This is a genomic window from Streptomyces sp. NPDC050433, from assembly GCF_044458565.1.
Lineage (GTDB): Bacteria > Actinomycetota > Actinomycetes > Streptomycetales > Streptomycetaceae > Streptomyces.
This window is the reverse complement of sequence record NZ_JBITIB010000001.1, coordinates 122905-148671: the sequence shown is the minus strand read 5'-3', so window position 1 is coordinate 148671 and position 25767 is coordinate 122905. Positions and strand designations below refer to the sequence as shown.

Annotated in this window: 27 protein-coding genes and 2 pseudogenes; 10 read left to right on the top strand and 19 right to left on the bottom strand. The window is 71.3% G+C overall.

Features of this window, described 5'->3' with window-relative positions; all coding sequences use genetic code 11:
* Positions 1-86: 86 nt before the first annotated feature.
* Positions 87-410, top strand: coding sequence for a WhiB family transcriptional regulator (locus ACIBLA_RS00805; RefSeq protein WP_363240162.1), 324 nt, complete (start codon positions 87-89; stop codon positions 408-410).
* Between the two features lie 100 nt (positions 411-510).
* Here ACIBLA_RS00805 and ACIBLA_RS00800 read toward each other — a convergent pair whose 3' ends face one another.
* Positions 511-1422 carry a LysR family transcriptional regulator gene (locus ACIBLA_RS00800; protein WP_363240163.1) on the bottom strand — a complete coding sequence of 304 codons (912 nt, stop codon included), beginning with the start codon at positions 1420-1422 and terminating at the stop codon, positions 511-513.
* Positions 1423-1516: 94 nt separating this feature from the next.
* Between ACIBLA_RS00800 and ACIBLA_RS00795 the strand changes: the two genes are divergently transcribed.
* The 3 genes from ACIBLA_RS00795 (at position 1517) to ACIBLA_RS00785 (ending at position 4202) form a co-directional block, all read left to right on the top strand.
* Positions 1517-2194, top strand: a complete 678-nt coding sequence (locus tag ACIBLA_RS00795) for an MOSC domain-containing protein (RefSeq protein WP_399197428.1) — start codon at positions 1517-1519, stop codon at positions 2192-2194.
* 91 nt (positions 2195-2285) lie between these two features.
* Positions 2286-3089, top strand: coding sequence for an SDR family NAD(P)-dependent oxidoreductase (locus tag ACIBLA_RS00790; protein ID WP_399197427.1), 804 nt, complete (start codon positions 2286-2288; stop codon positions 3087-3089).
* Positions 3090-3203: 114 nt separating this feature from the next.
* Positions 3204-4202, top strand: a complete 999-nt coding sequence (locus ACIBLA_RS00785) for a hydroxyacid dehydrogenase (RefSeq protein ID WP_399197577.1) — start codon at positions 3204-3206, stop codon at positions 4200-4202.
* A 77-nt stretch (positions 4203-4279) separates the two neighbouring features.
* Here the strand turns inward: ACIBLA_RS00785 and groL are convergent, their stop codons facing one another.
* Complete coding sequence (groL, locus tag ACIBLA_RS00780; RefSeq protein WP_363240166.1) at positions 4280-5905, bottom strand: chaperonin GroEL; 1626 nt, start codon at positions 5903-5905, stop codon at positions 4280-4282.
* A gap of 101 nt (positions 5906-6006) precedes the next feature.
* A complete protein-coding gene (groES, locus tag ACIBLA_RS00775) occupies positions 6007-6315 on the bottom strand; it encodes a co-chaperone GroES (RefSeq protein ID WP_023539274.1) in 309 nt (102 codons plus the stop codon).
* A gap of 287 nt (positions 6316-6602) precedes the next feature.
* Between groES and ACIBLA_RS00770 the strand changes: the two genes are divergently transcribed.
* The gene (locus ACIBLA_RS00770) at positions 6603-7175 is read left to right on the top strand and encodes a dihydrofolate reductase family protein (RefSeq protein ID WP_399197426.1); all 573 of its coding nucleotides are present in this window, start codon (positions 6603-6605) and stop codon (positions 7173-7175) included.
* A gap of 63 nt (positions 7176-7238) precedes the next feature.
* Here the strand turns inward: ACIBLA_RS00770 and ACIBLA_RS00765 are convergent, their stop codons facing one another.
* Positions 7239-8252, bottom strand: coding sequence for a polysaccharide deacetylase family protein (locus tag ACIBLA_RS00765; RefSeq protein ID WP_399197425.1), 1014 nt, complete (start codon positions 8250-8252; stop codon positions 7239-7241).
* 72 nt (positions 8253-8324) lie between these two features.
* On the opposite strand from ACIBLA_RS00765, the gene ACIBLA_RS00760 reads away from it, so the two are divergent.
* On the top strand, positions 8325-9575 hold the full coding sequence (locus ACIBLA_RS00760; protein ID WP_399197576.1) for an SAM-dependent methyltransferase: 1251 nt from the start codon (positions 8325-8327) through the stop codon (positions 9573-9575).
* 222 nt (positions 9576-9797) lie between these two features.
* On the opposite strand, the pseudogene ACIBLA_RS00755 reads toward ACIBLA_RS00760, so the two are convergent.
* Positions 9798-10154 (bottom strand): annotated as a pseudogene (locus tag ACIBLA_RS00755) (hypothetical protein); the annotation flags it as partial.
* A 72-nt stretch (positions 10155-10226) separates the two neighbouring features.
* Positions 10227-10868 carry a hypothetical protein gene (locus tag ACIBLA_RS00750; RefSeq protein WP_399197424.1) on the bottom strand — a complete coding sequence of 214 codons (642 nt, stop codon included), beginning with the start codon at positions 10866-10868 and terminating at the stop codon, positions 10227-10229.
* Between the two features lie 122 nt (positions 10869-10990).
* Between ACIBLA_RS00750 and ACIBLA_RS00745 the strand changes: the two genes are divergently transcribed.
* Positions 10991-11797 carry a metalloregulator ArsR/SmtB family transcription factor gene (locus ACIBLA_RS00745; RefSeq protein WP_363240286.1) on the top strand — a complete coding sequence of 269 codons (807 nt, stop codon included), beginning with the start codon at positions 10991-10993 and terminating at the stop codon, positions 11795-11797.
* A 25-nt stretch (positions 11798-11822) separates the two neighbouring features.
* Here the strand turns inward: ACIBLA_RS00745 and ACIBLA_RS00740 are convergent, their stop codons facing one another.
* From ACIBLA_RS00740 to tsaB, 6 genes are all read right to left on the bottom strand, one after another.
* Complete coding sequence (locus ACIBLA_RS00740; RefSeq protein ID WP_399197423.1) at positions 11823-13112, bottom strand: RNA polymerase sigma factor; 1290 nt, start codon at positions 13110-13112, stop codon at positions 11823-11825.
* 37 nt (positions 13113-13149) lie between these two features.
* The gene (locus tag ACIBLA_RS00735) at positions 13150-13503 is read right to left on the bottom strand and encodes a YciI family protein (RefSeq protein ID WP_363240173.1); all 354 of its coding nucleotides are present in this window, start codon (positions 13501-13503) and stop codon (positions 13150-13152) included.
* A 137-nt stretch (positions 13504-13640) separates the two neighbouring features.
* On the bottom strand, positions 13641-13892 hold the full coding sequence (locus ACIBLA_RS00730) for a hypothetical protein (protein WP_363240174.1): 252 nt from the start codon (positions 13890-13892) through the stop codon (positions 13641-13643).
* Positions 13893-13902: 10 nt separating this feature from the next.
* Positions 13903-15006, bottom strand: a complete 1104-nt coding sequence (gene tsaD / locus ACIBLA_RS00725) for a tRNA (adenosine(37)-N6)-threonylcarbamoyltransferase complex transferase subunit TsaD (RefSeq protein WP_399197422.1) — start codon at positions 15004-15006, stop codon at positions 13903-13905.
* Entirely contained in the window at positions 14999-15484 is a 486-nt protein-coding gene (gene rimI, locus ACIBLA_RS00720) for a ribosomal protein S18-alanine N-acetyltransferase (protein WP_399197575.1), read from the bottom strand. The genes tsaD and rimI overlap by 8 nt, the downstream gene beginning before the upstream one ends.
* 20 nt (positions 15485-15504) lie before the next feature.
* Entirely contained in the window at positions 15505-16164 is a 660-nt protein-coding gene (gene tsaB / locus ACIBLA_RS00715) for a tRNA (adenosine(37)-N6)-threonylcarbamoyltransferase complex dimerization subunit type 1 TsaB (RefSeq protein ID WP_399197421.1), read from the bottom strand.
* A 114-nt stretch (positions 16165-16278) separates the two neighbouring features.
* Between tsaB and ACIBLA_RS00710 the strand changes: the two genes are divergently transcribed.
* Positions 16279-16830 (top strand): hypothetical protein, encoded by a 552-nt coding sequence (locus tag ACIBLA_RS00710; RefSeq protein ID WP_363240177.1) that lies wholly within the window; start codon positions 16279-16281, stop codon positions 16828-16830.
* An 11-nt stretch (positions 16831-16841) separates the two neighbouring features.
* Here the strand turns inward: ACIBLA_RS00710 and ACIBLA_RS00705 are convergent, their stop codons facing one another.
* The 5 genes from ACIBLA_RS00705 to ACIBLA_RS00685 all read right to left on the bottom strand — a co-directional run bounded on the left by ACIBLA_RS00705 (position 16842) and on the right by ACIBLA_RS00685 (position 21690).
* Complete coding sequence (locus tag ACIBLA_RS00705; RefSeq protein WP_363240178.1) at positions 16842-17042, bottom strand: hypothetical protein; 201 nt, start codon at positions 17040-17042, stop codon at positions 16842-16844.
* Between the two features lie 278 nt (positions 17043-17320).
* On the bottom strand, positions 17321-17908 hold the full coding sequence (gene tsaE / locus ACIBLA_RS00700; protein WP_399197420.1) for a tRNA (adenosine(37)-N6)-threonylcarbamoyltransferase complex ATPase subunit type 1 TsaE: 588 nt from the start codon (positions 17906-17908) through the stop codon (positions 17321-17323).
* Positions 17880-19115, bottom strand: coding sequence for an alpha/beta hydrolase (locus tag ACIBLA_RS00695; protein WP_363240180.1), 1236 nt, complete (start codon positions 19113-19115; stop codon positions 17880-17882). Before ACIBLA_RS00695 ends, tsaE begins: the two co-directional genes overlap by 29 nt.
* Complete coding sequence (gene alr, locus ACIBLA_RS00690; RefSeq protein ID WP_399197419.1) at positions 19112-20314, bottom strand: alanine racemase; 1203 nt, start codon at positions 20312-20314, stop codon at positions 19112-19114. The genes ACIBLA_RS00695 and alr overlap by 4 nt, the downstream gene beginning before the upstream one ends.
* A 167-nt stretch (positions 20315-20481) precedes the next feature.
* The gene (locus ACIBLA_RS00685) at positions 20482-21690 is read right to left on the bottom strand and encodes a S8 family peptidase (RefSeq protein WP_363240182.1); all 1209 of its coding nucleotides are present in this window, start codon (positions 21688-21690) and stop codon (positions 20482-20484) included.
* 531 nt (positions 21691-22221) lie between these two features.
* Here ACIBLA_RS00685 and ACIBLA_RS00680 point away from each other — a divergent pair.
* Together ACIBLA_RS00680 and ACIBLA_RS00675 are read left to right on the top strand one after the other, a co-directional pair.
* A pseudogene (locus ACIBLA_RS00680) lies at positions 22222-22326 on the top strand (IS5/IS1182 family transposase); the annotation flags it as partial.
* 17 nt (positions 22327-22343) lie between these two features.
* Positions 22344-22715, top strand: a complete 372-nt coding sequence (locus tag ACIBLA_RS00675) for a hypothetical protein (RefSeq protein ID WP_399197418.1) — start codon at positions 22344-22346, stop codon at positions 22713-22715.
* Here the strand turns inward: ACIBLA_RS00675 and ACIBLA_RS00670 are convergent.
* Positions 22675-23655, bottom strand: a complete 981-nt coding sequence (locus tag ACIBLA_RS00670) for a hypothetical protein (protein ID WP_399197417.1) — start codon at positions 23653-23655, stop codon at positions 22675-22677. The genes ACIBLA_RS00675 and ACIBLA_RS00670 overlap by 41 nt on opposite strands.
* A gap of 84 nt (positions 23656-23739) precedes the next feature.
* Complete coding sequence (locus ACIBLA_RS00665) at positions 23740-25737, bottom strand: WD40 repeat domain-containing protein (RefSeq protein ID WP_399197416.1); 1998 nt, start codon at positions 25735-25737, stop codon at positions 23740-23742.
* Between the last annotated feature and the right edge of the window lie 30 nt (positions 25738-25767).

The following is a 25767-nucleotide window of genomic DNA, read 5'->3' as shown; positions in this document are numbered from 1 at the left end:
AGCACGTCGGGCTCGGCCCCGGCGTTCCAGGGCGCATCTCACGCCCTAGCGGCCCCCGCTTCCACGGATTCAAGGGGACATGAGCAATGGCAGATTTCTCCCGCCTTCCCGGACCGAACGCAGATCTGTGGGACTGGCAGCTCCTCGCGGCCTGCCGCGGCGTCGACAGTTCACTGTTCTTTCACCCGGAGGGGGAGAGGGGCGCGGCACGCAGCGCCCGCGAAACCTCGGCGAAAGAGGTCTGCATGAGATGCCCGGTCCGCGCGCAGTGCGCGGCGCACGCGCTGGCGGTACGGGAGCCGTACGGCGTGTGGGGCGGGCTGACGGAGGACGAACGCGAAGAGCTGATGGGGCGCGCCCGCACCCGCCTGATCACGACCTCGGGCACGAACGGACCGGGCCGCGCCTGATCTGCGACAGATATTCGCAGAAACGTTCCTGCATGCCGCGCCCTCCCCGCCGGGGCGGCTACGACACACGGTCTTCGGCGGGAGAGCGGTCGCGCGCCCGTCAGCGCGACGCGGCCCGCTCCAGTTGGTCCAGCGTCGCCGCCACCGTGGGGACCCGCGCCAGATCGGGCAGGGTGAGCGCGACGATCTCGCGGCGTACGGAGGGCTCGACGGTGACCGTGCGAGCCGCCTTCGGCAGCACCGACTCCATGGCCAGCTCCGGCAGCACCGCGACCCCGAGCCCGGCCCCGACCAGGCCGATCACCGCCGGGTAGTCGTCCGTCGCAAAGTCGATACGGGGGGTGAAACCCGCCTTCTCACACGCGTCCACCAGTTGGTGACGGCAGCGCGGGCAGCCCGCGATCCAGGACTCGTCGGCGAGGTCGGCGATGGAGACGGCGGCGGCCCCGGCCAGCCGGTGCCCCTCGGGGAGCAGCCCCACCAGCCGGTCGGTGAGCAGCGGCCGTACGACCAGGTCGTCCCACTCCTCGGCGCCGCCGCCGGAGTCGTCACGGGTGGAGTCGTAGCGGAACGCCAGGGCCACGTCGCAGTCGCCGTCGCGCAGCATCTCGACGGAGCGCGGCGGTTCGGCGTCGACCAGTGAGACACGGGTGCCCGGATGCGCGGCGCGCAGGGCGGCCAGGGCGGCGGGTACCAGCGTGGAGCTGCCGCTGGGGAACGAGACGAGCCGCACCCGCCCGGCGCGCAGGCCCGCGATGGCGGCGACCTCCTCCTCGGCTGCTGTGAGCCCCGACAGGATGCCCGTCGCGTGCCGTACGAGCGCTTCGCCGGCCTGGGTGAGCCGCATCGCGCGGCTGGTTCTGATCAGCAGGGTCGTACCGACCGACGCTTCGAGGACCTTCATCTGCTGGCTGACGGCCGGCTGGGTGCACCCCAGCTCGCGCGCGGCGGCGGAGAACGAGCCGGTGGCGGCGACGGCGCGCAGGACACGGAGATGGCGGGCTTCGATCACCCCTCAAACATAAGGGACGCTTGGGGGCAGCGGAAAATGAGGAGAAGAGCGTTTGAGAGGCGTGTGCGCCGGTGGGCGGGTTAGCGTGCCCGGCATGAAGCTTCTGACCGTGAATGCGGGGCGGGCCAAGACCGTCGAGTACACCGACGCGCCGGGCGGCGCCACCGGCATCGACAAGCAGCCGGTGGACGGTGCCGTCGCGGTGCGCGATCCCGGACCGAAGGGGGTCGGCGCCAGCGGTCTGGCCGGGGACACGGTGTGCGACCTGCGCCATCACGGCGGCAGCGACCAGGCGGTGTATGTGTACGCGCGCGAGGATCTGGACTTCTGGGAGCGGGAGTTGGGCCGTCCGCTGGGCAACGGCAGCTTCGGCGAGAATCTGACGACGTCGGGTCTCGACCTGAACGGGACGAAGATCGGCGAGCGTTGGCGGGTTGGTCCGGATCTGGTGCTGGAGGCGACCAGCGGCCGGATTCCGTGTCGTACGTTCGGCGGCTGGCTCGGTGAGAAGGGCTGGGTCAGACGGTTCACGCGCGAGGGCGTCACCGGTGCGTACTTCCGGGTCGTCGTGCCCGGCGAGATCCGCGCGGGCGACCCGATCGAGATCGTGCACCGGCCCGACCACGAGGTGACGGTGGCTCTCGCCTTCCGGGCCGCGACGACCGAGCGCGATCTGCTCCCGCGGGTGCTGGCGGCCGGAGAGGCCCTGCACGCCGAGGAGTTGAGGACCGCGCGGGAGTACGTGGCCAAGTACGGCGCCGGCGCCGCGTAGACGAACTGAACCCGCGGGCGTCCGGCGGGGGCGCTTTCCGGTGGCCGGACGGGCGCTCACGCCGGGCGCGCGACCGTCTAACGTGCCGCCTATGACGACTGCTTTGATTACGGGCGCGACGGCGGGGATCGGCGCCGCCTTCGCGCGGCGGCTGGCGGCGAGCGGGACCTCCCAGTCGGGCGGTGTGGGAAGCGGCCACAACCTGGTGCTGGTCGCCCGCGACACCGAGCGCCTTCAGCGACAGGCCACCGAACTCCACGACCTGCACGGCATCGAGGCGGAGGTGCTGACCGCCGACCTCGCCACGGAGGACGGGATCACCGCGGTCGAGCGCCGCCTCGCCGACCTCAAGCACCCCGTCGATCTGCTCGTCAACAACGCGGGGTTCGGGAACAAGGGCCGGTTCCTCGACGTCTCGATGGCCGACGAGCTGACGATGCTGAAGGTGCACTGCGAGGCGGTGCTGCGGCTGACGTCGGCGGCCGTCACCGGGATGAAGGCGCGCGGGCGCGGCGGGGTGGTGAACGTGGCGTCGGTGGCGGCGTTCCTGCCGCGTGGGACGTACGGCGCGTCGAAGGCGTGGGTCGTGCAGTTCACCCAGGGGGTGTCGCGGGACCTGGAAGGGACGGGGGTACGGCTGATGGCGCTCTGCCCCGGTTTCACGCGGACGGAGTTCCACGAGCGGGCGGGCATGGGGACGGACAACATCCCCAACTGGATGTGGCTGGACGCCGACAAGCTGGTGACGGCGGCGCTGGCGGACCTGGCGCGCGGCAAGACGGTGTCGGTGCCGGACCCCCGGTACAAGGCCCTGATGGGCGCGGTGAAGCTGACGCCGCGCGGGCTGCTGGGCGGGATCACGTCGAAGACGGGCCGGAAGTACGGCCCGCGGTAGGGCCGGTTCGATCACGCCGCACTAAAGTCCTCGTACCGGGCCGTCCCTTCCGCACCCTCGGAGGAATCCATCGTGCACGACGCCACCGACAACCGGCCGTCCGCGCTGCTCTCGATGAGTCCGGACGTAGCGGAGCGGCTGTTCTCCCCCGCTCGTCTCGCCCGACTGACCGGCCTCGTACGCGTCGATCCGAGTCTGGTCGCGCACACCCTGACCGGTCCCGGCCTCGACCCCGCCGTCGCCGCCGCCCTCGCGGACGCCGAACTGCTGATCACCGGCTGGGGCGCGCCCCCGCTCACGGCCGAGGTCCTGGAGGCCGCGCCCCGGCTGCGGGCGGTCGTGCACGCGGCGGGCACCGTCAAGCACCATGTCACGGACGCCTGTTGGGAGCGGGGCATCGTGGTCGCTTCGGCGGCGGGGGCCAACGCCCTTCCCGTCGCGGAGTACACGCTGGCCGCGATCCTCTTCTCCGGCAAGCGGGTCCTCGGCTCGGCGCACCGCTTCCGGGAGGTACGCGGCTCCCTCGACCGGCACCAGGAGCTGGGCCCGGCGGGCAACTACCGCCGTACGGTCGGCATCGTCGGCGCGTCCCGGATCGGCCGACGCGTGATCGAGCTGCTGCGGCCGTTCGACCTCGACGTCCTGCTGTACGACCCATACATCGACGCTGCCGCCGACGAGGCCGCCACGCTGGGTGTCGAGCAGATGCCGCTGGACGAACTGTGCGCGCGTGGCGATGTGGTGTCGGTTCACGCGCCGCAGGTCCCGGCCACCCGCCATATGATCGGCGCCGCCCAGCTGGCGGCGATGCCGGACGGGGCGACGCTGATCAACACCGCGCGCGGCTCGCTGATCGACGAGGACGCGCTGCTGCCGCATCTGGTCGCCGGGCGGCTGAACGCGGTGCTGGACGTGACGGATCCCGAACCGCCGCCGCCCCACTCGCCGTTGTACGACCTGCCGAACGTGCTGCTGACCCCGCATGTCGCGGGCTCGCTGGGCGGTGAGATCCACCGGATGACGGATCACGCGCTGGACGAGGTGGAGCGGTACGTGAAGGGGCTGCCGTTCGAGGATCCCGTACACGCCTCGACGCTGCCGCACTCGGCCTGAGAGCGACAGGAACGCGCCGAGGCCCGGCTCCCCCGAAGGGGCGCCGGGCCTCGGCGCGTGAGAGCGACCGACCTGCGTCAGTGGCTGTGACCGTGGCCGCCGTGACCGGCGTCGGCCTCTTCCTCGGCCGGCTTCTCGACGACCAGGGTCTCGGTCGTGAGGAGCAGCGCGGCGATGGAAGCGGCGTTCTCCAGCGCGGAGCGGGTGACCTTGACCGGGTCGATGACTCCGGCCTTCACCAGGTCGACGTAGTCGCCGGTCGAGGCGTTGAAGCCGCTGCCCTTGTCCAGCTCGGCGACCTTCGCGGTGATGACGTAGCCCTCAAGGCCGGCGTTCTCGGCGATCCAGCGCAGCGGCTCGACCACGGCGCGGCGGACGACCGCGACACCGGTGGCCTCGTCGCCGGTCTTGCCCAGGCCGTCCTCCAGCACCTTGGCGGCGTGCACCAGGGCGGAGCCACCACCGGAGACGATGCCCTCCTCGACCGCGGCGCGGGTCGCGGAGATGGCGTCCTCCAGACGGTGCTTCTTCTCCTTCAGCTCCACCTCGGTGGCGGCGCCGACCTTGATCACGCACACGCCGCCGGCCAGCTTCGCGAGGCGCTCCTGGAGCTTCTCGCGGTCCCAGTCGGAGTCCGTGGACTCGATCTCGGCCTTGATCTGGTTGACGCGACCGGTGACCTCGGTGCTGTCGCCGCCGCCGTCGACGATCGTCGTGTCGTCCTTGGAGACGGTGACGCGGCGGGCGGTGCCCAGCACGTCGAGACCGGCCTGGTCGAGCTTGAGGCCGACCTCCTCGGCGATGACGGTCGCGCCCGTGAGGGTGGCGATGTCGCCGAGCATGGCCTTGCGGCGGTCACCGAAGCCGGGGGCCTTCACCGCGACGGCGTTGAAGGTGCCACGGATCTTGTTGACGACGAGGGTGGACAGCGCCTCGCCCTCGACGTCCTCGGCGATGATCAGCAGCGGCCGGGAGCCGCCCGCCTGGATGACCTTCTCCAGCAGCGGGAGCAGGTCCTGGATGGAGCCGATCTTGCCCTGGTTGATCAGGATGTACGGGTCGTCGAGGACGGCCTCCATACGCTCCTGGTCGGTCACCATGTACGGCGAGAGGTAGCCCTTGTCGAAGGCCATGCCCTCGGTGAACTCCAGCTCCAGACCGAAGGTGTTGGACTCCTCGACGGTGATGACGCCGTCCTTGCCGACCTTGTCCATCGCCTCGGCGATCAGCTCGCCGACCTGCGAGTCCTGGGCGGAGAGCCCGGCGACGGCCGCGATGTCGGACTTGTCCTCGATCGGGCGCGCCGTGTCGAGCAGTTCCTTGGAGACGGCGGCGACGGCGGCGTCGATGCCCTTCTTCAGGGCGGCCGGGGAGGCGCCGGCGGCGACGTTGCGCAGGCCCTCGCGGACCAGCGCCTGCGCCAGCACGGTGGCGGTGGTGGTGCCGTCACCCGCGATGTCGTTGGTCTTGGTCGCCACCTCCTTGACGAGCTGGGCGCCAAGGTTCTCGTACGGGTCGTCCAGCTCGACCTCGCGGGCGATCGTGACACCGTCGTTGGTGATGGTCGGGGCGCCGAACTTCTTGTCGATGACGACGTTGCGGCCCTTGGGGCCGATCGTCACCTTCACCGTGTCGGCAAGCTTGTTGACGCCGCGCTCAAGGGCGCGACGGGCGTCCTCGTCGAACTTCAGGATCTTCGCCATGGGAGCTTTCTCTTGTCCTCTCGAACGAACAACGAACTACGCCCCGGACCACCCGGCGATGCGGGGGCCAGGGGCGCAGTTTCACAGCGTGACTGAGATGATTACTTCTCGATGATCGCGAGCACGTCGCGGGCCGAGAGGACGAGGTACTCCTCGCCGCTGTACTTCACTTCAGTGCCGCCGTACTTGCTGTACAGAACGACGTCGCCGACGGAAACGTCGAGCGGAAGCCGCTCGCCGTTCTCGAAGCGACCCGGACCGACGGCCAGGACGACGCCCTCCTGGGGCTTCTCCTTGGCAGTGTCCGGAATAACCAGGCCAGAGGCCGTGGTCTGCTCTGCGTCGAGCGGCTGGACCACAATGCGGTCCTCAAGCGGCTTGATGGCAACCTTGGTGCTGGCGGTCGTCACGATCCGACCTCCCCCTTCGGAGATCTCACGGGGTTAACTGTCCGGGTGGCGCGACCTGGCTGATCCGTCGTCGCGGGTGCCGGACCTGTCCTGTCGCGCATTTGGCACTCTCCATTGGGGAGTGCCAGAGCCGACACTATGACCGCGATTAGCACTCGGTCAAGCTGAGTGCCAATTCAGCCCCTGCGCCGCGGCGATCCCGGCGCGCCGATGAGTTTCCACGCCGTCCGCGGTCAGTCAGTGAGAGTGGCCGGGACATGTAACACGAGACAGCCAGGAGACCTTCCATGCGCACACTGATCAGCACCGCCTTCGTCTCGCTCGACGGCGTCGTGGAGGCGCCGGGCGGCGAGCCGGGCTACCGGAACTCCGGCTGGACCTTCAAGGACGTGGAGTTCCTTCCGGAGGCGTACGAGATCAAGGGCCGCGAGCAGGAGGAGGCCACCGCGATGCTGCTGGGGCGGACCAGCTACGAGGCGTTCAGCCCGGTCTGGCCGGGCATGGAGGACTTCGCCCGCTACAAGATGCTGCCGAAGTACGTGGTCTCCACGACCCTCACCGACGACGACCTGGTCTCGGACTGGGGTCCGACCGCGATCCTGCGGTCACTGGAGGAGGTCGCCGCGCTGAAGGAGACCGAGGGCGGCCCGATCATCGTCCACGGCAGCGCGACCCTCAACAGGAGCCTCTCGGACGCCGGTCTGATCGACCGTTACCACCTGCTCGTCTTCCCGCTCCTGCTCGGCGCGGGCAAGCGGCTGTTCAGCGAGACGGACAAGGACGCCCAGAAGCTGCGGCTGGTCGAGTACGAGACGTACGCCAACGGCCTCCAGAAGAACGTCTTCGACGTCGTCCGCTGAGAACGCGTAACGCCCCTGCGGCGCAGGGGCGTTACGGCGCGGGAGCACGTACGGGGTCACGCCTCAGACGTAGTCCTCCAGCTTCGCCACCGCATAGCCCTTGTCGGTGATCTTCTTCATGACGTACCGGATCATGTCGGGCATCGAGCCCTTCCATTCCTCGTCCCCGCGGAAGTGCGTGAGGACGATGTCGCCGGGGTGCAGGTCCCGGTCCCACTCGCGCCACTCCATGTGGTCGGGGAACGCCTCGGACGACCAGAGCGGCACCGCCTTGACGCCGCAGGTCTTCGCGGCGCGCAGAGTGTCGGCGTTGTAGTTGCCGTACGGCGGCCGGAACAGCTCGGGCCGCTTGCCGTACCGCTTCTTGATCTTGTCCTGCTGGCCGCAGATCTCCTTCTTCTGCTTCTCGTAGGAGAGTCCGGGGAGATAGGGGTGGGTGAGGGTGTGGTTTTGCAGGGAGACACCGCGGGCCTGCATCTTCTTGAAGTAGGCGTAGTCGTCCCTGATGACGTAGTCACTGAGGAAGGCGCTGTACGGGATCTTCAACTCGGCCATCATGCGCAGCAGTTCGGGGTCCTTCTCGGAGCCGTCGTCGATCGTCAGGAAGACGACCTTCTCCTTGGTCGGGACATTGGTGATGACCGGCGGCAGGGTCGCGCCGCCGGTGACCTCGAAGCCCTTGCGGGTGGTGATCTTCGGCTTCACGGCAGGCGGCGGGGGCGCGGCGAGCGGGGTCTTGGCGAGCTTCCACTTCTTGGCGGCGACGGCGCGCAGCGCCTGGGACTTGGTGACAGCGGCGGCGGCCTTCTTTGCGGCGTCGGCCTTCCTGGCGGCCTCGACCCCCGGTCCGGGGCCGCCACGGTCCGGCTTCTCGGTGGCGGACTCCACCGGTCCACCGCCGCCACCACCGCCGTCCCCGCTGCGGCCGGCGCCGCCGCCCCGGTCGTCGGGCTCCGCCGCGCAGGCGGAACCGAGCGCGGCGATCAGGAGTACGGCGACGATCGCGCGCGCCCGTACGCCGGAGTGCCTTTTCCATGTCTTTGCGGCCTTTTCTTCGTTTTGTCTTACTAGTTGCATGGCGCCGCATCCTGTCAGCGCCGGGCCCACGCACCCGGCCGACACCGCCGGTAAGCGCCGACGGTCCCCCGGCTGGCCCACAATGGCCCGGTGACCGACCGCACCCCCGCCGCCCCCTCCGCCCTCACCCTCCTCCTCTCCGAGGAGGGACAGACCCTGCTCGCCGCCCTCCGCGACCACGACCCGGCGCAGGAGCTGGCACTGGCGACCCGGCTGCGCCGCGACCACCCCGCCGAGCTGGTCTCGGCCGCCCTCGCGCAGGCCCGGCTGCGGCAGCGCGCGGTCGCGAAGTTCGGCGAACGGGACGCGTACCGCATGTACTTCACGGCGCACGGCGTCGAGCAGGCCACCCGCACGTCGGTCGCCGCCCACCGGGCGGGCCGGTTCCGGGACATCGGCGGCACCGGCGCCGGCCCGGCGCGGATCACGGACCTGTGCTGCGGCATCGGCGGCGACGCGATCGAGCTGGCCCGCGCGGGATTCGCCGTGACCGCCGTGGACCGTGACCCGGCGACGTGCGAGATCGCCGCGCACAACGTCCGTACGCTGGCGCCTGACGCCCCGCCACCGGCGGTCGTGTGCGCGGACGTCATGACGTACGACCTTCGCGCCGCACCCGCCCCCGACGCCCTGTTCATCGACCCTGCCAGACGTGGCGGCCGGGGGCGGATCTTCGACCCGGAGGCGTACTCGCCGCCGCTGTCCTGGGCCATCGAGGCAGTGCGTACGGTCGGCGCCGGCGGCATCAAGATCGCGCCCGGCATCCCGCACGAGCTGGTCCCCGACGACTTCGAGGCCGAGTGGATCTCCGACGGCGGCGACGTCAAGGAGGCGGTGCTCTGGCACGGTGCGAGCGGGGCGGCCGGCGCGATCACGCCCGGCGCGCGGCGTGCCACCCTGCTCCCCGCCGGCATCACGCTCACCGGTCGCGGCCTGCCGAACCCCGAGGTCAGAAAGGTCGGCCGCTACCTGTACGAGCCGGACGGCGCCGTCATCCGCGCCCATCTGGTCGCCGAGGCCGCCGACGAACTGGACGGCGGGCTGATCGACGAGACGATCGCGTACATCACGGCGGACGAGCGCCGCCCCACGCCGTACGCGACGGCGTACGAGATCACCGACGAGCTGCCGTTCAACCTCAAGCGGCTCAAGGCCCTGCTCCGCGAGCGCGAGGTCGGCGTCCTGACGGTGAAGAAGCGCGGCTCGCCGGTCGAACCGGAGGAGCTGCGGCGGAAGATGAAGCTCCAGGGTCGGGGTTCGGCCACGGTCTTCCTCACACGGGTCGCGGGCGCGCCGACGATGCTGCTCGGCCGACCGGCCTGACGCGTGCCGCCGACATCGCCGCGCCACGCCTGGGGCGGGGCCGGGCGGAGTCGTAACTGCTCAGTCTTGATCCTTGGGTTCTTTGGGCTCTTTGGGCTCCTTGGCCTCTGGCTTCGCCAGTGGGTCCTTGGCCTCCGGCTTCGCCGGGGGCTCCTCCGGGGGCTCCGAGGGCTCCTCCGGCCGGGTGGCCTTGAGCTGGGCGTCCAGGATCCGGGCGTCCAGGTCGGTGATGTCGTCCGCGTAGATCTGCGAGAGCGGCTGGGGCCCGACGTACTGCTGGCAGTTGCACTGCGCCAGCTCGTACCGCTTCGGTTTCTTGTTCTCGTCCCAGGCCGTCGCCACTTCCACGTTCTCGTGGCACTTGCCCTGCTTGTCATGCTTGGCGAGATGGTGCGAGCACCCGCAGACGGGCTCCGGCGGCTTGTGTGACTCCTCCAGGGCGAGCCGGCCGCCCTCGACGAGCTTGATGCGCTCCACTCTTCGCTCGTGCCGGGTGCGCAGCGCGCTCCGGCCCGTATCGGCGACCCAGCTGAAGCCGCCGACCATGAAGAAGACGAAAATCCACCACAGCCAGTTCATCCGCCGCCCCTTCACCCCATGAAATGGCGCATGCGTTCCATCCAGGATAGAACGGGTGGCGTCGGAACGACCTCAGGGAGCGGCAGACGGGGGTCGCGCGGTGACCAGCCGGACCGCCCACCGGTAGTGCGTGACGGCCTTCACGACGCCGATCAGCCCGGCGATCCACAGGAGCGCGCCCGCGCCCATGACGTACGCGACCTCCACGTACGTGTCCTCGCCGCGCCGCGCCGTCGCGGGCGTCTCCAGCGACAGCCACAGACCGAGCGCCCCGACCAGGAACGAGACCAGCAGCCAGCACAGGCTCAGGCCCGGCAGCCGTAGCCGCGCGTCGCCCGCCGGGTCGCTCGCCAGCGCCCCCCACTGACGCGTCAGCCGGTGCATCGCTGCGTCCCGGCGGAGCAGCAGGCCGAGGACGATCCCGGCGGCCGTCATGACGCCGACGCCGAGCGCCCCGATGACCGCGCCGATGATCAGGCCGAACGGGTCCACGACCTCCTGGACCACCGCCCGCACCGCCCCGCCCACCATCAGCCAGCCGATCTGCACCCCGGCCACGAGCAGCAGGAACTGCGCGAGCCGCACGGCCCCCATGCCCCGCCCGACGAGCCAGGCGAGGATCCCGGCGCGGTCGGCGAGCAGCGCCTGCTCGTCGGGCCAGGTGCGTATGCGTACGGGGGGCGGAGGCGGCGGCAGCTCTGTACGGCGGGACATGCGGCGACAGTATCGCCGCCGGTGGTCCGCCTCGGACCACCCCGTTTGACATGCAGCCGTCCAGCTGCCTAAATTATAGGCAGCTGAATGGCTGCATATCGAAGATGACGCGGGGACGTGTGATGGACGAGGTCTTCAAAGCGCTGGCCGACCCCGGCCGGCGGCGGCTGCTGGACAGTCTCGACGCCCGTAACGGGCAGAGCCTGCGGGAGCTGTGCGCCGAGCTGGACATGGCCAGGCAGTCCGTCAGCAAGCATCTGGCGGTTCTCGAAGCGGCGAATCTCGTCACCACGGTGCGGCGCGGCAGGGAGAAGCTTCACTACCTCAACGCCGTGCCGATCAACGCCATCGCCGACCGCTGGATGAACAAGTACGACCGCGGCCGGGCGAGCGCCCTCGCGGACCTCAAAACGGCACTGGAGGACAGCACCATGACCACAACCGACACAAGCGGCGACACCGCGTTCGTCTACCGCACCTACATCAGGACCACCGCCGAGAAGCTCTGGCAGGCGCTGACCGACCCGGCGTTCACCACGCGCTACTGGGGTGTGACCTTCGATTCGGACTGGCGCGCAGGATCCGAGATGTCCTGGGAGCAGTTCGGTGTGAGGATCACCGACCCCGAGCAGGTCGTGCTGGAGTCGGAGCCGTACCGCCGGCTCTCCTACACCTGGCACACGATGACGCCGGAGTTCGCCGAGGCGGCCGGACTCGGCGAGGAGTACCGCGGCAAGGCCGCCGCCGAGGAGCGCTCGAAGGTGACCTTCGAGATCGAGCCCATGGGGCCGACGGTCAAGCTGACCGTGATCCATGACGGCTTCCGGCCCGGCTCCACCATCCTGTCGAGCGTCAGCGAGGGCTGGCCCGCGCTGCTGTCGAGCCTCAAGACGATGCTGGAGACGGGCGAGACGCTGCCCGAGGCGTGAGGAAGCTGTCCGGGGACATTCGGGGTCAGAGCCCGGCCGCCCGCTCCTCCAGCAGCCTGCGCTCGCGTTCGTTGCGGGTCAGCCCGGCCGCCCGTACGAACTCGGCCCGCGCCTCCTCCGTACGCCCCAGCCTGGCCAGCAGATCCCCGCGCACGCTCGGCAGCAGGTGGTAGCCCCTGAGCGCGGGCTCCGCCGCCAGCGCGTCGACCAGCGCCAAGCCCGCCTCGGGCCCGTCGGCCATCGAGACGGCGACCGCGCGGTTCAGCTCCACGACGGGCGAGGGGGTGAGCGCGGCGAGACGGCCGTACAGCCCGGCGATCGTGGCCCAGTCCGTGTCCTCGTACGTCACCGCCCCCGCGTGACAGGCGGCGATCGCCGCCTGGAGGGCGTACGGGCCGGGGGCGCCGCCCAGCGCGCTCGCCCGCGTCAGGGCCTCGACGCCGCGCCGGATGAGCAGCCGGTCCCAGCGGGAGCGGTTCTGGTCGGCGAGCAGGACGGGCGCGCCGTCGGGTCCGGTACGGGTGGCCGTACGGGACGCCTGTAGCTCCAACAGGGCCGCCAGCGCGTGCACTTCCGGCTCCATGGGCATCAGCCCGCTCAGTACGCGCGCGAGCCGCAGCGCGTCCTCGCAGAGGCCGGGGCGCAGCAGGTCGTCCCCGGCGGTCGCGGAGTAACCCTCGTTGAAGACGAGGTAGATGACCTCCAGCACGGAGCTGAGGCGCGCGCCGCGCTCCGCGCCGTACGGCACCTCGAAGGGGACACCCGCCTTGGCGAGACCGCGCTTGGCGCGCACGATGCGCTGGGCCACGGTCGGCTCCGGCACCAGAAAGGCGCGCGCGATCTCCTCGGTGGTCAGTCCGCCGAGCAGCCGCAGGGTGAGGGCGACCCGCGCCTCGGTGGACAGGACCGGGTGGCAGGAGACGAAGACGAGCCGCAGCAGGTCGTCGGCAATCTCATCGGCATCGGCATCGGCACCGGCGGGCTCGGGCGGTGGCGGCGCCGTGTCCTCAAGGGTGCGGCCGACCTCGGCGAGCTTGCGCGCATACGTCTCCCGGCGGCGTACGAGATCGATGGCGCGGCGTCTGGCGGTGGCCATGAGCCAGGCTCCCGGATTGTCCGGGACGCCCGACTCCGGCCACTGTTCCAGCGCGGCGACCAGCGCGTCCTGCGCCAGCTCCTCGGCGATGCCGACGTCGCGTACGACGCGGGCGACGGCGGCGATGATCCGCGCCTGCTCTATGCGGAACACCGCTTCCACCGCGCTCGCGCTGCCGCTGGCGCCACCTCTGCCGTCGCCGTCCGCCGTCACGGCCACCCATCAGAGCACCGGGGTGGACGGACGGCAAACCGGGCTACTCGGCGATCTGGCGGGTCTCGGCGGTCAGCGTCCAGTAGTCCTCGTGGATCTGGAGAAACCGCTTGGCCCACTCGACGGCCTCGGCCTGGGTCTTGGCCTGGACGATCGAGTACCCGCCGATGACCTCCTTGGACTCGGTGAACGGCCCGTCGGTGACCGACAGCTTCCCGCCCGACCAGGTCACCCGCGTGCCCTCGGCGGACGGGTGCAGCCCGCCGGTCTCCAGCATGGCGCCGGCCTTGTTCATCTCCTCGGCGAGCTGTCCCATCCGTTCGCCGAGTTCGGCGCTGTGGCCCTCGGCGGGCAGGTTGGACTCGTCGATGTGGATCAGGGTCATGAAGCGCGGCATGGTGACTCCTCGATGTGCGGCGGGACTGTTTCCCGCCTCTCACCCTTGCGTCGAACGGGCGTGGCCCGGATCGACACACGCCACGACTTTTCTCGGAAGTTTTTCGTGTGTGCCGGCGACCGGCCCGAGTTTCGAGGTCAGTCGGCCGTCTCGAACCGCCAGCGGTGCACGGCGCGCGCCACCAGATCATCCGCCGGCTCCGGGATCTCGGGCAGTTCCGCGTCGTACGGGGCGTCCCACCAGGTCATCACCAGCACCCGGCCGCCCGGCGCGGTGAGCGTCTCGCGGCGGGGCGGGGCCGGGGCGAGCGTCCGCGACCGGGCCCACGCGAGCAGGTCGGCGCCCCGGCCGGGCGCGGCCTTGGCCTCCCACATCAGGGCGACCGTCATGAGCGGACCGTCATGAGTAGAGGTTCTCCTTGCTGACCTCGTGCACATGGTCGTGATCGTGGCTGTGCCCATGACCCGGTACGTGGGTCTCGGTCACCGGCAGCGAGGAGTCCGCCGACAGGTCCCAGTCCGACGCGGGCCGGTTCCGCGCCACCATCTCGGCGCCGAGCGACGCGACCATCGCACCGTTGTCGGTGCACAGACCCGGCCGGGGCACCCGCAGCCGGATGCCCGCCCGCTCGCACCGGTCGGCGGCCAGCGCGCGCAGCCGGGAGTTGGCCGCGACGCCGCCGCCGATCATCAGGTGGTCCACGCCCTCGTCCTTGCAGGCGCGCACCGCCTTTCGCGTCAGCACGTCCACCACGGCCTCCTGGAAGGACGCGGCCACGTCCCGTACGGGCACCTCCTCGCCCGCCGCGCGCTTCGCCTCGATCCAGCGGGCGACGGACGTCTTGAGCCCGGAGAAGGAGAAGTCGTACGGCGCGTCGCGCGGACCGGTCAGTCCGCGCGGGAAGGCGATCGCCGCCGGGTCGCCCTCGCGCGCCAGCCGGTCGATCACCGGGCCGCCGGGGAAGCCCAGTTGGAGCACGCGCGCGATCTTGTCGAAGGCCTCGCCCGCCGCGTCGTCGATGGTCGCGCCCACCGGCCGTACGTCGGCGGTGATGTCCGGCGCGAGCAGCAGCGACGAGTGCCCGCCGCTGACCAGCAGCGCCATCGTCGGCTCGGGCAGCGGCCCGTGCTCCAGCTGGTCGACGCAGATGTGCGAGGCGAGGTGGTTCACGCCGTACAGCGGCTTGCCGAGCGCGTACGCGTACGCCTTGGCGGCCGACACACCGACCAGCAGCGCACCGGCCAGCCCCGGACCGGCCGTGACCGCGATCCCGTCCAGGTCACGGGCGCTCACCCCCGCCTCCTTCAGGGCGCGCTCGACCGTCGGCACCATGGCCTCCAGGTGCGCGCGGGAGGCGACCTCGGGGACGACGCCGCCGAAGCGGGCGTGCTCGTCGACGCTGGACGCGATGGCGTCGGCGAGCAGGGTCGTACCGCGGACGATGCCCACGCCCGTCTCGTCGCACGAGGTCTCGATGCCGAGGACGAGAGGTTCGTCAGCCATGGATCCCTGTTCCTTGTGTCGGTGGGCGCCGCTCGTCCCGCATGGACAGGCGCATGACGAGGGCGTCGACGTTGCCCGGCTGGTAGTAGCCCCGGCGGAAGCCGATGCGCTCGAAGCCGAACCGCTCGTACAGCTTCTGCGCGCGGGAGTTGTCCACCCGTACCTCCAGCAGCACCTCCTCGCACTCGAAGGCGGTGGCGTGCTGGAGGAGATCGGTGAGCAGCCGCGAGCCGAGCCCGGTCCCCCACTGGTCGCGCGCGGCGGCGATGGTCTGTACGTCGCCGAGGCCACCGGCGGCGGCGAGTCCCGCGTACCCGGCGATCCGGCCGTCGTCGGTCTCGGCGACCACGTAGCGGCGGGTGGCGGCGGGGCCGCGGGCGTGCGCCAGCTCGGACCAGAACATGCCCGGTGACCAGGCGTCCTCGGGGAACAGCTCGTACTCCAGCGCGAGCACGGGCTCGATGTCCCACCAGCGCATCTCGCGCAGCGTCGTGTCGGTCACGTCGGGGTGACCACCTTGTAGTTCTTCGGCACCTGCGCGTCGGGGCGGCGCAGATAGAGCGGCAGCGCGGGCAGGAACCCGTCGTGGTCGCCCGCCGCGAGTCTCCCGGCGGCGAGGGAGGCGAGCGCGGCGGCCGACTGGTGCTCGGGCCCGCGGGCGTCGGGGAACGCGTCCGGGTAGAGCGCGCCGCCCGCTCCGACGACGGGCAGCCCGGCCAGCCCGGCCGCGATGTCGGCGGGCCGGTCGACGGCGGGCTCCGTCAGCCGCGTACGGGAGTCCGCGTACCGCGCCCAGTACACCTCCTTGCGGCGGGCGTCCGTCGCGACCGCGAAGGGCTCGTCGAGCCCGGCGGCGTACGCGAGTCCGTCCAGCGTGCAGAGCCCGTGGACGGGCACCCCGAGCGTCGAGCCGAATGCCGCGGCCGTGACGAGACCGACGCGCAGCCCCGTGTACGGGCCGGGGCCCACGCCGACGACCAGGTCCGTGACGGCGTCGAGCGTGAGCGAGGCCTCGGCGAGGACGCGGTCGACGGCGGGCAGCAGCAGCTCGCCGTGTCGGCGCGCGTCGACCTGGCTCTCGGCGGCGAGGACGGAGACACCGTCGTGGAGGGCGACGGTGACGGCGGGCGTGGCGGTATCAACGGCGAGCAGGAGCACACGAACAGCCTACGGCTCCCCGGAGGGCCCCCGGAGCCGCGCGGGGCGCCCCGTCCGGCTCCGCGCCTGCTGCTACCGTCACCACGCAGACGTACGTACGAGAGGTGGATCAAGGTGTCCAGGAGCAGCTCGGGATTCGTGGCCGGGCTCACCGCGCTGGCTGTGGCGGCCGTCGGTTTCCTCGCGTACCAGGCGTCGGCGAACGTGCCGGACCAGCTCTCGAAGCCCAGGCCCGGCTCGTCGGCCTCCCCCTCTCCTTCGCCCAAGGAGGAGAAGGAGGACGCGCACGCGGTCCCCGCGAAGTCGGGCGACGGGCCGCGCGTCGTCTACGCGCTGAAGGCCAAGCGCGTGTGGCTGGTGGGCACGGCGGCGCAGAAGCCGGTGACCTTCGGGGTCATGCCGAGCACGGTGAGCCCGGAGCCGGGCACGTACGAGGTCATGTCGCGGTCCGGGCAGGGCACGGGGTCGGACGGGGTCGACATCGAGCACGTGGTGCGGTTCGCCAGCGTGGACCAGGTCGCGATCGGGTTCAGCGCGGCGGTGGACGGGACGATGCCGAGCCCGGACCCGAATCTGAAGACGGGCGGGGTCAGGATGACGCCGAAGGACGGCGACGCGATGTGGACGTTCGCGACGATCGGCTCGAAGGTCGTCGTCGTCCCGTAGGCGTACGGCGGTTACGCGGCCTCGTTGTCCCTGTCGGCCGTGTCCTCCACGTCGGCTCGGGTCTCGGCCGGCGGCGGGGTCGATACGGCACTGGCCGCCGCGCACGAGGCCAGCAGATCGCTCATCGACACGGACGAGGGGTCCGGGGTCGAGGTCTGGGTCGGGGTCGTCGGCTCGGCCGGGGGCGTTTCGGTGCTCTCTGATGCCGACATGGATGCCTCCTGAGGCTCCGGGGGCAGGCTAAGTTAGGTAGACCTAACCAAATCTCTTCACCATGTGACCACGCGCCGCACGGCATGAGCAAGAGTTTACCGACATCGCGTCGGAATCGACGCGGGCCACGTGACGCGGGTCACAGGGAACTCCGGGCGTGTGACTGACGACGCAGATATCGGACGCCCGCAACGAAAATGCCGAGCATCGGGCCGCCCCGAGAACCACTGGCACCCGAAGCCGGAAGGGGCCTGAACGGACTGAACGAACCGACGGATCAGACCCGGCCGTCGCCGTCCGCCTCCCGGACGACGGCGGCCGAGGCCGGGTCCACGCCCAGGTCCAGGTCCACGTCCGCCCAGCGCCCGCCGATGCCGATGAGGGTGACCTCGCGCCGGTCGTCCTCGGGCGTGGCGAGCGGGTCCACCGCACCCACGACGCGGTCGATCACCACGTGCAGCCGGTCGTCCGACAGCTCCTCGACCTTCCCGTCGCCCCACTCCACGACCACCACCGAGTCCGGCAGCGACACGTCGAGGTCCAGGTCCTCCATCTCGTCGAGACCGCCGCCGAGCCGGTACGCGTCCACGTGCACGAGGGGCGGGCCGGAGCCGAGCGAGGGGTGCACCCGTGCGATGACGAAGGTCGGCGACGTGACCGCGCCCCGTACGCCGAGCCCGGCGCCCAGGCCTCGGGTCAACGTCGTCTTGCCCGCGCCGAGTTCGCCGGTGAGCATCACCAGGTCTCCGGGGCGCAGCAGACCGGCGAGCCGTCGGCCCAGCTCGCCCATGTGCTCGGGTGAGTGGACGGTGATGACGGTGCTACGGGTACGGCTCTCAGCCGCCGGGCTGTGCGGTGCTTCCATACGTACCCACGTTAGTGGCTGCCGGCACGGCCCCGACCCGTACCAGCAGGTCGGCCAGCCGGTCGGTGACCACCTCCGGGTGCTCCAGCATCACCAGGTGGCCCGCGTCCGGCACGATCACCAGCTCGGAGTCCGGCAGCAGGTCCGCGATGGCCTCGCTGTGCGAGCTGGGGGTGACGAGATCGCGGTCCCCGGCCAGCACCAGCACCGGGACGTCCGTGAAGACCGGCAGCGCGGCCGACTCGTCGTGCTCGGTGAAGGCCGGGTAGAACTCCGCCACGACGTCGATCGGCGTCCCCTCGATCAGCCGCTCGGCGAATCGCGCGACGGCCGGGTCCACGTCCTTCGAGCTGAACGAGTAGCGCTTGATCAGCCCGGCGAAGAGATCCGCGGTGGCCCGCCGCCCCCGCTCGACCAGCTCGGTCTGCGAGCCGAGCGCCTTCAGGACACCGGGCAGGACGCGGCGTACGGCGTTCACGCCCACCACCGGCAGCCCGAAGCTGACCTCGCCGAGCTTGCCGCTGGAGGAGCCGACGAACGCGGCGCCGACGACCCGGTCCCGTACGAGTTCGGGGCAGTGGCCCGCCAGGGCCATCATCGTCATGCCGCCCATGGAGTGGCCGACGAGGACCAGCGGGCCCTCCGGCGCCGCCTCCTCGATGACCGCCCTGAGGTCGCGGCCGAGCTGGTCGATCGAGACGGGAACACCGTCGGGGCCCTGCTGCGCGGCGCCGCGCCCGGAGCGGCCATGGCTGCGCTGGTCCCAGAAGACGGTCCGCACCAGACCGCGCAGCGCGGCGCGCTGGAAGTGCCAGGAGTCCTGGTTGAGGCAGTAGCCGTGGCTGAAGACGACGGTGACGGGCGCCGGGGCCTTGCGGCCGAACAGCCGGCGGCGGCGCGGGGTGCCCGCGCCGGTCTCCGGGTCGACGTCGTCCACCTCGAAGTACAGCTCGGTCCCGTCGTCGGCGACGGCCGTGCCGGGGGTGCCGCGCAGGGAGCCGTACGGCCCGGTCGAGTCGAGCGCGAGCCGCGCCTTCTTGCGCATGCCGCGGCCGACGGTCAGCCGCTCGATGGCGACACCCGCCGCGGCGCCCGCGGCGATCACGCCTATCGCGGTGCCGGCGATACCGGCGATCCGCCAGTTGCCCCCGGCGCCGGCGGCCTTGCCGGCGGCTGACGCCATGTCCCCCGCGCTGCTCTCGCTCAACGTCCCGCTCCTCGTCGTCCCGTGTCGTCCTGGTCGTCGGCGCCCACATAGACGCGGGGCACACGCGGGCCGATACGGGTCACGATCTCGTACGCGATGGTGTCGGCCGCCTCCGCCCAGTCGGCGGCGGTCGGCTCGCCCCCGCCCCCCGGCCCGAACAGCACGGCCGGCGCGCCCTCCTGCACGGCGTCGGCGTCCGGCCCGGTCCCGAGATCCACGACGAACTGATCCATCGCGACCCGCCCCGCCACCCGCCGCACCGCCCCGCCGACGAGCACGGGGCCCCGGCCGGACGCGTGGCGCGGGATGCCGTCCGCGTACCCGAGGGGGATCAGGCCGAGGGTCGTCTCGGCGGGGGTCAGGTACTGGTGCCCGTAACTGACGCCGTGCCCCTCCGGCACCCGCTTCACCAGCGCCACGGACGCGGCGAGGGTCATCACGGGCCGCAGCCCGAAATCGCGCGAGGTGCCGAGTTCGGGGCTGGGGCAGATGCCGTACACGGCGATACCGGCCCGGACGAGGTCGAAGTGCGCCTCGGGGAGCGTGAGGGTGGCCGGGGAGTTCGCGATGTGCCGGACCTCGGGCTCGATGCCGGCCTTCTCGGCGTACACCAGCAGCTCCCGGAACAGGTCGAGCTGCCCGGTGATCGACGGGTGGCCGGGCTCGTCCGCGCACGCGAAGTGCGACCACAGGCCGGTGACGCGGACGGTGCCCGCGACCTCGGCGGCGCGGGCGGCGGCGACGAGTTCGGGCCAGTCGTCGGGCTGGCAGCCGTTGCGGCCGAGCCCGGTGTCGGCCTTGAGCTGAATCCGCGCGGGCCGCCCGGCCTCACGCGCGGCCTCGGTGACCTCGCGCAGCGCCCACATGCCGGACACGGACATGTCGAGACCGGCCTCGATGGCCTCGCGCCAGGGGTCGCCGGGGGTCCACAGCCAGCACAGGATCGGCGCCCGGATCCCGGCGGCCCGCAGCGCGAGCGCCTCGTGCGGCGTCGCGGTCCCGAGCCACGCCGCTCCGGCGTCCAGGGCGGCCCGCGCGCACGGTACGGCGCCGTGTCCGTACGCGTCGGACTTCACGACGGCCATCAGCTCGGCACCGGGCGCGAGCCGCGCCCGCAGGGCACGGACGTTGCCACGGAGCGCGCCGAGATCGATCTCGGCACGGGCACGAAGGGGCGAGGTGGGTACGGTTCCGGTCATCCCCCACAGTCTCTCAGAGCCCCCCGACCTGCTTGGCAGGGTTCACCGGGGGTGGCGGGGGCCGGACCTTGGAAGAGCACCGGGCGTACCGCGGGGCCGGAGCCCCGTGGCACGCCCGGCTGTCAGGCTGTCCGGCTGTCCGGCTGTCCGGCTGTCCGGCTGTCCGGTTACGGGATGACGCGCAGCAGCCGGTTGGGCGTGCCGGTGCCGGGGTTGGTGACAACACCGGGCGTGGCAGCGGCTACCAGGGCACTCGACACCTGCGAGGGCGTGGAGGAGGTGTGGGTGCCGAGGTAAATGGCGGCGGCGCCGGCGACGTGCGGGCTCGCCATCGACGTTCCGGAGATGGAGCTGGAGGCGGTGTCGCTCGTCCGCCAGGCAGAGGTGATGGCCGAGCCGGGGGCGAACAGGTCCACCAGCGTGCCGGTGTTGGAGTAGCTGGCGCGGGCGTCGGTGCTGGTGGTGGCGCCTACGGTGATGGCCTCGGAGACGCGCGCGGGCGAGTAGTTGGCCGCAGGAAGACCGTTGTTGCCTGCGGCGACCGCGTAGGTGATGCCGGAGGCGATCGAGTTGCGGACGGCGGTGTCCATGGCGGTGTTGGCGCCGCCGCCGAGGCTCATGTTGGCGACGGCGGGCTTCACCGCGTTGGCGGTCACCCAGTCGACGCCCGCGACGACCTGGGCGGTGGTGCCGGATCCGGCGTTGTTCAGGACGCGTACGCCGACGATCTTGGCCTTCTTGGCGACGCCGTAGTTGGTGCCCGCGACGGTGCCGGCGACGTGCGTGCCGTGGCCGTGGCCGTCGTCGGCGATGAAGTCGTTGTCGATCGCGTCGTAACCGTAGGAGGCACGTCCGCCGAAGTCGACGTGCGTGATGCGTACGCCGGTGTCGATGACGTAGGCGGTGACGCCCTCGCCGGCCGTGTCCGGGTAGGTGTAGCTGCCGTTGAGGGGGAGGTTCGCCTGGTCGATGCGGTCAAGGCCCCAGGACGGCGGGTTGACCTGGGTGGCGGAGGCCTTGACGGTGGTGTCCTGGACGACCTGGGCCACCGCGGGGTCGGCGGCGAGCCGCTTGGCCTCGGTCTCGCTCAGGTTGGCGGCGTAACCGTTGAGCGCGGCGCGGTAGGTGTGCGAGACCTCACCGCCGTAGCGGGTCATGAGGCGTCTGCCCTCGCTGGACGAGGACTTCGTACCGGAACGCTCGCTGAGGATGACGATGTAGCTGTCCTTCACGGCATTCGGCGCACCTGCGCCGATGATGCGGCCTTCGGCGGGGGCGGCCTGGGCCGGGCCGACTGTCAGAGCGAGGCTGGCCGCCGTTACTGCGGCCGAGAGCACTGCGACGATCCGCAGCCGGGTTCCGTGCGTCACTGCCATGGTCAGGTCCTCCTGCTTAGGTGGTGCGCTGCTCGGACAAGCGGAAGGATCAGGTTTCTGACGCGTTCATTACAAGAGGGCCTTGCTGGCCAACTGGCCGCTCTTGGCGCTTAGTTGCTGGTCGACGCCCGGTCGGAACGGTTCAAAAAGTTTTCGTTGCCCAGTCCACGAGCGGGAAGCTTTCAACCGCGGTGTCACGTCCGCCGGTTTTTTCCCGGCCAGCCGGGCGAGGCTCCGGACGGTGGTCCGGGGCGGCGGTCCGGGGCGGACGGCACGAAGCCCCACCATGCGGGGCATGATGGGGCGACCTGTCGATCCGGTGCTTGACGAGAAGTCAGACCGCGCCGAACGCAGCGGCCTTGACGCCCGCGACGAAGGAAGCGAACGAGTTGGCGGAGAAGCCGAGAACCGGGCCAGGGCGAGGCGGCATGATGGCCGGTGGAGCGATCACCGTAGGGTGATCAACGGGATATCGTTCCGGGTGCGAACAGGCATACCGTGGCGTACTCGGACGGTCCCTGGGGCGGCCTGGACCACCTCGGCGGCGACAAGGCATACAGCTCACGCCGCAACCGCAGGCACCTGCGAAGACAGGTCATGCACACCATCCCCGAACCGAAGGACCAGCGGGCCAGCGGGCCAGCGCCCAAGGCATGACGACACTTACATCCTTCACCTTCGTGCGCCACATCGACGGTCTCCGCTACACCTTCGAACGCGACGGCCAACGCAACGGCCGCCCCGCCTACCGCCGAACGGACGGGAACGTGTGGTGTGTCTGGTCGCCGGCCGACGGCTGGCACTGCGAGATCGCCGACGGCCTCGTCACTGCCCATCCACTCAACAGCCACACTGACGAACCCGACCCCCCGGCCACCGTCTGGCGCAGCTTCAAAAATGACCCCTCCCTCCGCCACACCGAACACGCCGTACTCCGCGTACGCAAACCCCACCTCTACGGAACCTCAGGCACCCTCTACCGCCTCACCGACCACGGCTGGCACGCCTCCGAAACCGACACATAACTCCAGTTCGCCGCGTACGCACGAGCGCTCGCAGCATCGCGACACCCGCCCCCAGCGCCGCAGTGTGCAGGACTGCCGCGAGCGCGAGGTTCTCCGGCAGGGCCGCGTCGGGTGGTTGCGCGAACGCCAGGTACAGGGTGAACGGAAGCTTCCAGCCGCTCCAGGCGAACAACGAGCCCGAGCCGAGCCAGCCGAGCACCATCGGGCCCCACCGCGGGACTTGTGCGGGCAAGCCTCGGACGGCCGCCCAGGTGGCGACGGACGCCACGAACGCCCAGAACCCGAAGACACCGGACAGCGCATACCAAGCGAGGTCCCGCTCGCCGCGGTGGTCGACACCCGCGGTGCCGCCCGCCGCCCAGTACAGCCAGATGAGACCGACCAGGGCGCCGACCACGGCCATCCATGGCAGCGCCCTCGGCGAGCCCTCGCCACCGTCCCCGAGCCGGCCCGCGAACGCGTCCGGCCAGCGCCGCCGCATGTACGTGGGCAGCGCGACGGCCAGACCCAGCCCCATACCTACGAACCCGATCTGCACCAGGGCGGCCTCCCAGGCCGGCATCGACGGGCCGGCGTCACCACCGCCCTTCGGATTGCCGTCCGCCGAGCCCAGCAGCGAACTGAGAACGGCGTACGGCAACACCGGGACGAGGAACCCGGTCCCGACCCAGGCGCAGAAAGCCAACGGCGCCCCGGGTATGCGCATCCCCCACGGCCGCACCAGCGCGAGCGCCACCGCGATCCCGATCCCTGCCATGGCGATCGTCGCGCTGTTGAGCACCACCCACTCCACCATGCCGAACCCGGTCCCGACCGGCAGCAGCCCCAAGACCGAACCGACCACCCACGACACCTTGATCAGCAGGTAGGGCGTCAGCGCCAGCGCCGCCCCGTACGCCGCGACCCGCCCGACTCGATCCCACCGATCCCAGCGATCCACCCGAACCCCCAATTCAAGCAACGGAGTTCGAGTCTCATTCGCCGCTGCCCCCATGGACGTCAACCGCAGGACGTATCCATGTCCTCACTCCGGCGGAGTGGGAATCATCCAGTCGGCCATCTCCTCGTCGATGCAGTCGGCGAGCCGTATCTCGTAGTCGTCGTCCTCGAAGCGGCGACGCACCGCCTCCAGTGCCGGTCCGATCTCGCGGGAGGCCACCAGAGCCGCAGCCGGCATACCGACCAGCACGTCGAGCAGCAGGCTCAAGCCCTCTGCCTCGTCGTCTTCGTCTGCCTCATCTGCCTCGCCGACGACGACGAGTTCGGCCCGCCGCCGGACCTCGGCGGCGATGGTGTCGACCGTCTCCGGGAGGCCGATCGACTGGAGGGTCACCTTCGCCTGGTGCCGGGTGTCCCGGTAGATCTCCTCGTCCTCCAGCACAGCCAGCAGGGTCGGCGTCGTGGGCGCGGCGGCGGGACCGACCCGTATGAGGACGTACATCAACCGGTACTTGGTCGACTCGTCACCGAACCAGTCGTCCACGTCCTGGCGGGTCGGGAAGGGGAACGCGCGGAGCGCCGCGTGCACTGCCGGGACCACGGCGGCGCCCCGTTCACCCAAGGTGGCCGAGGTGAGCACGCCGAAGAAGTTACCGATTTCGGGCAGGCTCTCGATCAGTTGGTCCGTCGCGGGCTCCTCCTCACCGGTGAAGTACGCCAGCAACCGCCCGGCGGAACCGTGGCCGTCGTGACGGGCGAACATCCTGTAGAGCGCGGTCGTGGCCTTGTCCCTGTCGATCTCCGCCAGCGCGATCACCGCGGCCTCTCGGGCCGCCGGGTCCGCACCGTTCACGATCAGATCCTCCAGCGCGTCCGCCGCCAGTCCGTGCCACGCGGCGTCGAGATCACCCGACGCCAGCTCACGTACCGCCGCCAGACTCGCCGGACCGTCGTCCCAGTGGTGACGGATGTTGTCGAGCTGGGTCTCCACGTCGCCACCGTCCATCACCCAGGAGGGGCGGCCGACGCGTCGCGGCACGAGCCCGGCATGGCCCGACCAGTGCAGGACATGGACCTGGCCGCCGCGCCCGCCGATCAGCCAGCGCCGCCCGTCGGGCGTACCGGCCACTCGGGTCAGCTCCCGGGGGCCGACGGGCGTGCGGGGCGCGAAGCGGCCGACGGGCTTGCGGCCGTGCAGCCGCCAGAGCGCGGCCGTTCCGTCCTGGGAGACCGACATCACCAGGTCGGTGCCGGTGGCGAGCGCCAACGCCCGGACGCGCCCGTCGTGCGCCTGGACACGCCCCAGGCAGTGCCCCGAACTGGCATCCCACCACGACAGCGAACCGTCCCGCCCGCCAAGCACCACCAGCGGCCTGTCCGGATGCGCCGCGATCGCCGTCGGCCGGGCGGGCGGGGCGAACGCGGTCACGGTCGCCCCGGTCTCCGCGTCGAGGACGACGACCTGGCCGCGCCGCGAGGAAACGACGAGCCGCCCCCGGTCGCAACAGCGCGTCAGCCGCTGATCCGCCGCGTCGGGTCCGCCGCCGAAGGCCCACACCAGATCGGCGTCGCCGTAGGTCTCCCCGGAGGGCCGTCGCCAGGCCCCGATCCGGCCGCCGTCATCGCTCACGACGATCAGCCCGGAGCCGGTGCGCCCCAATGCCTGCGGGGCGTCCAGTTTGATCCTGCCGTACAGGGTGCCGAAGAAGCCCAGCCAACGGAGGTCTCCACACTGCCTGAGCACCGCCTCCCGGTCCGCGGGCGTGAGGAGCCGCCCGCCGTCCCAGGGGAGTCTCCGCCACTCCAAGGACTCGGCGGTCACGGTCCACAGCGACGCCGACGGCCCCGCGGTCAGCAACGTGGGCCGCTTGGCGTCCCCGATGAACGCGGCGCTCTCCACCGGCCCGTCCTGGAGCCCGCCCACATAGGAGTTCAGCCAGCCGTGGCGCAGCTCCCACATCCGAATCTCCCCGGAGCGCGCGCAGGTCGCCCCGAACTGTCCGTCCGGGGAAACCGCGACCGCGGTGACGGCATCGTGGTGGTCCTCCGACGCCCCGCCGAGAGGATCATCTTCGTCAGTCATCCCCAACGGGTAGCACGTTGCCGGTGGTTC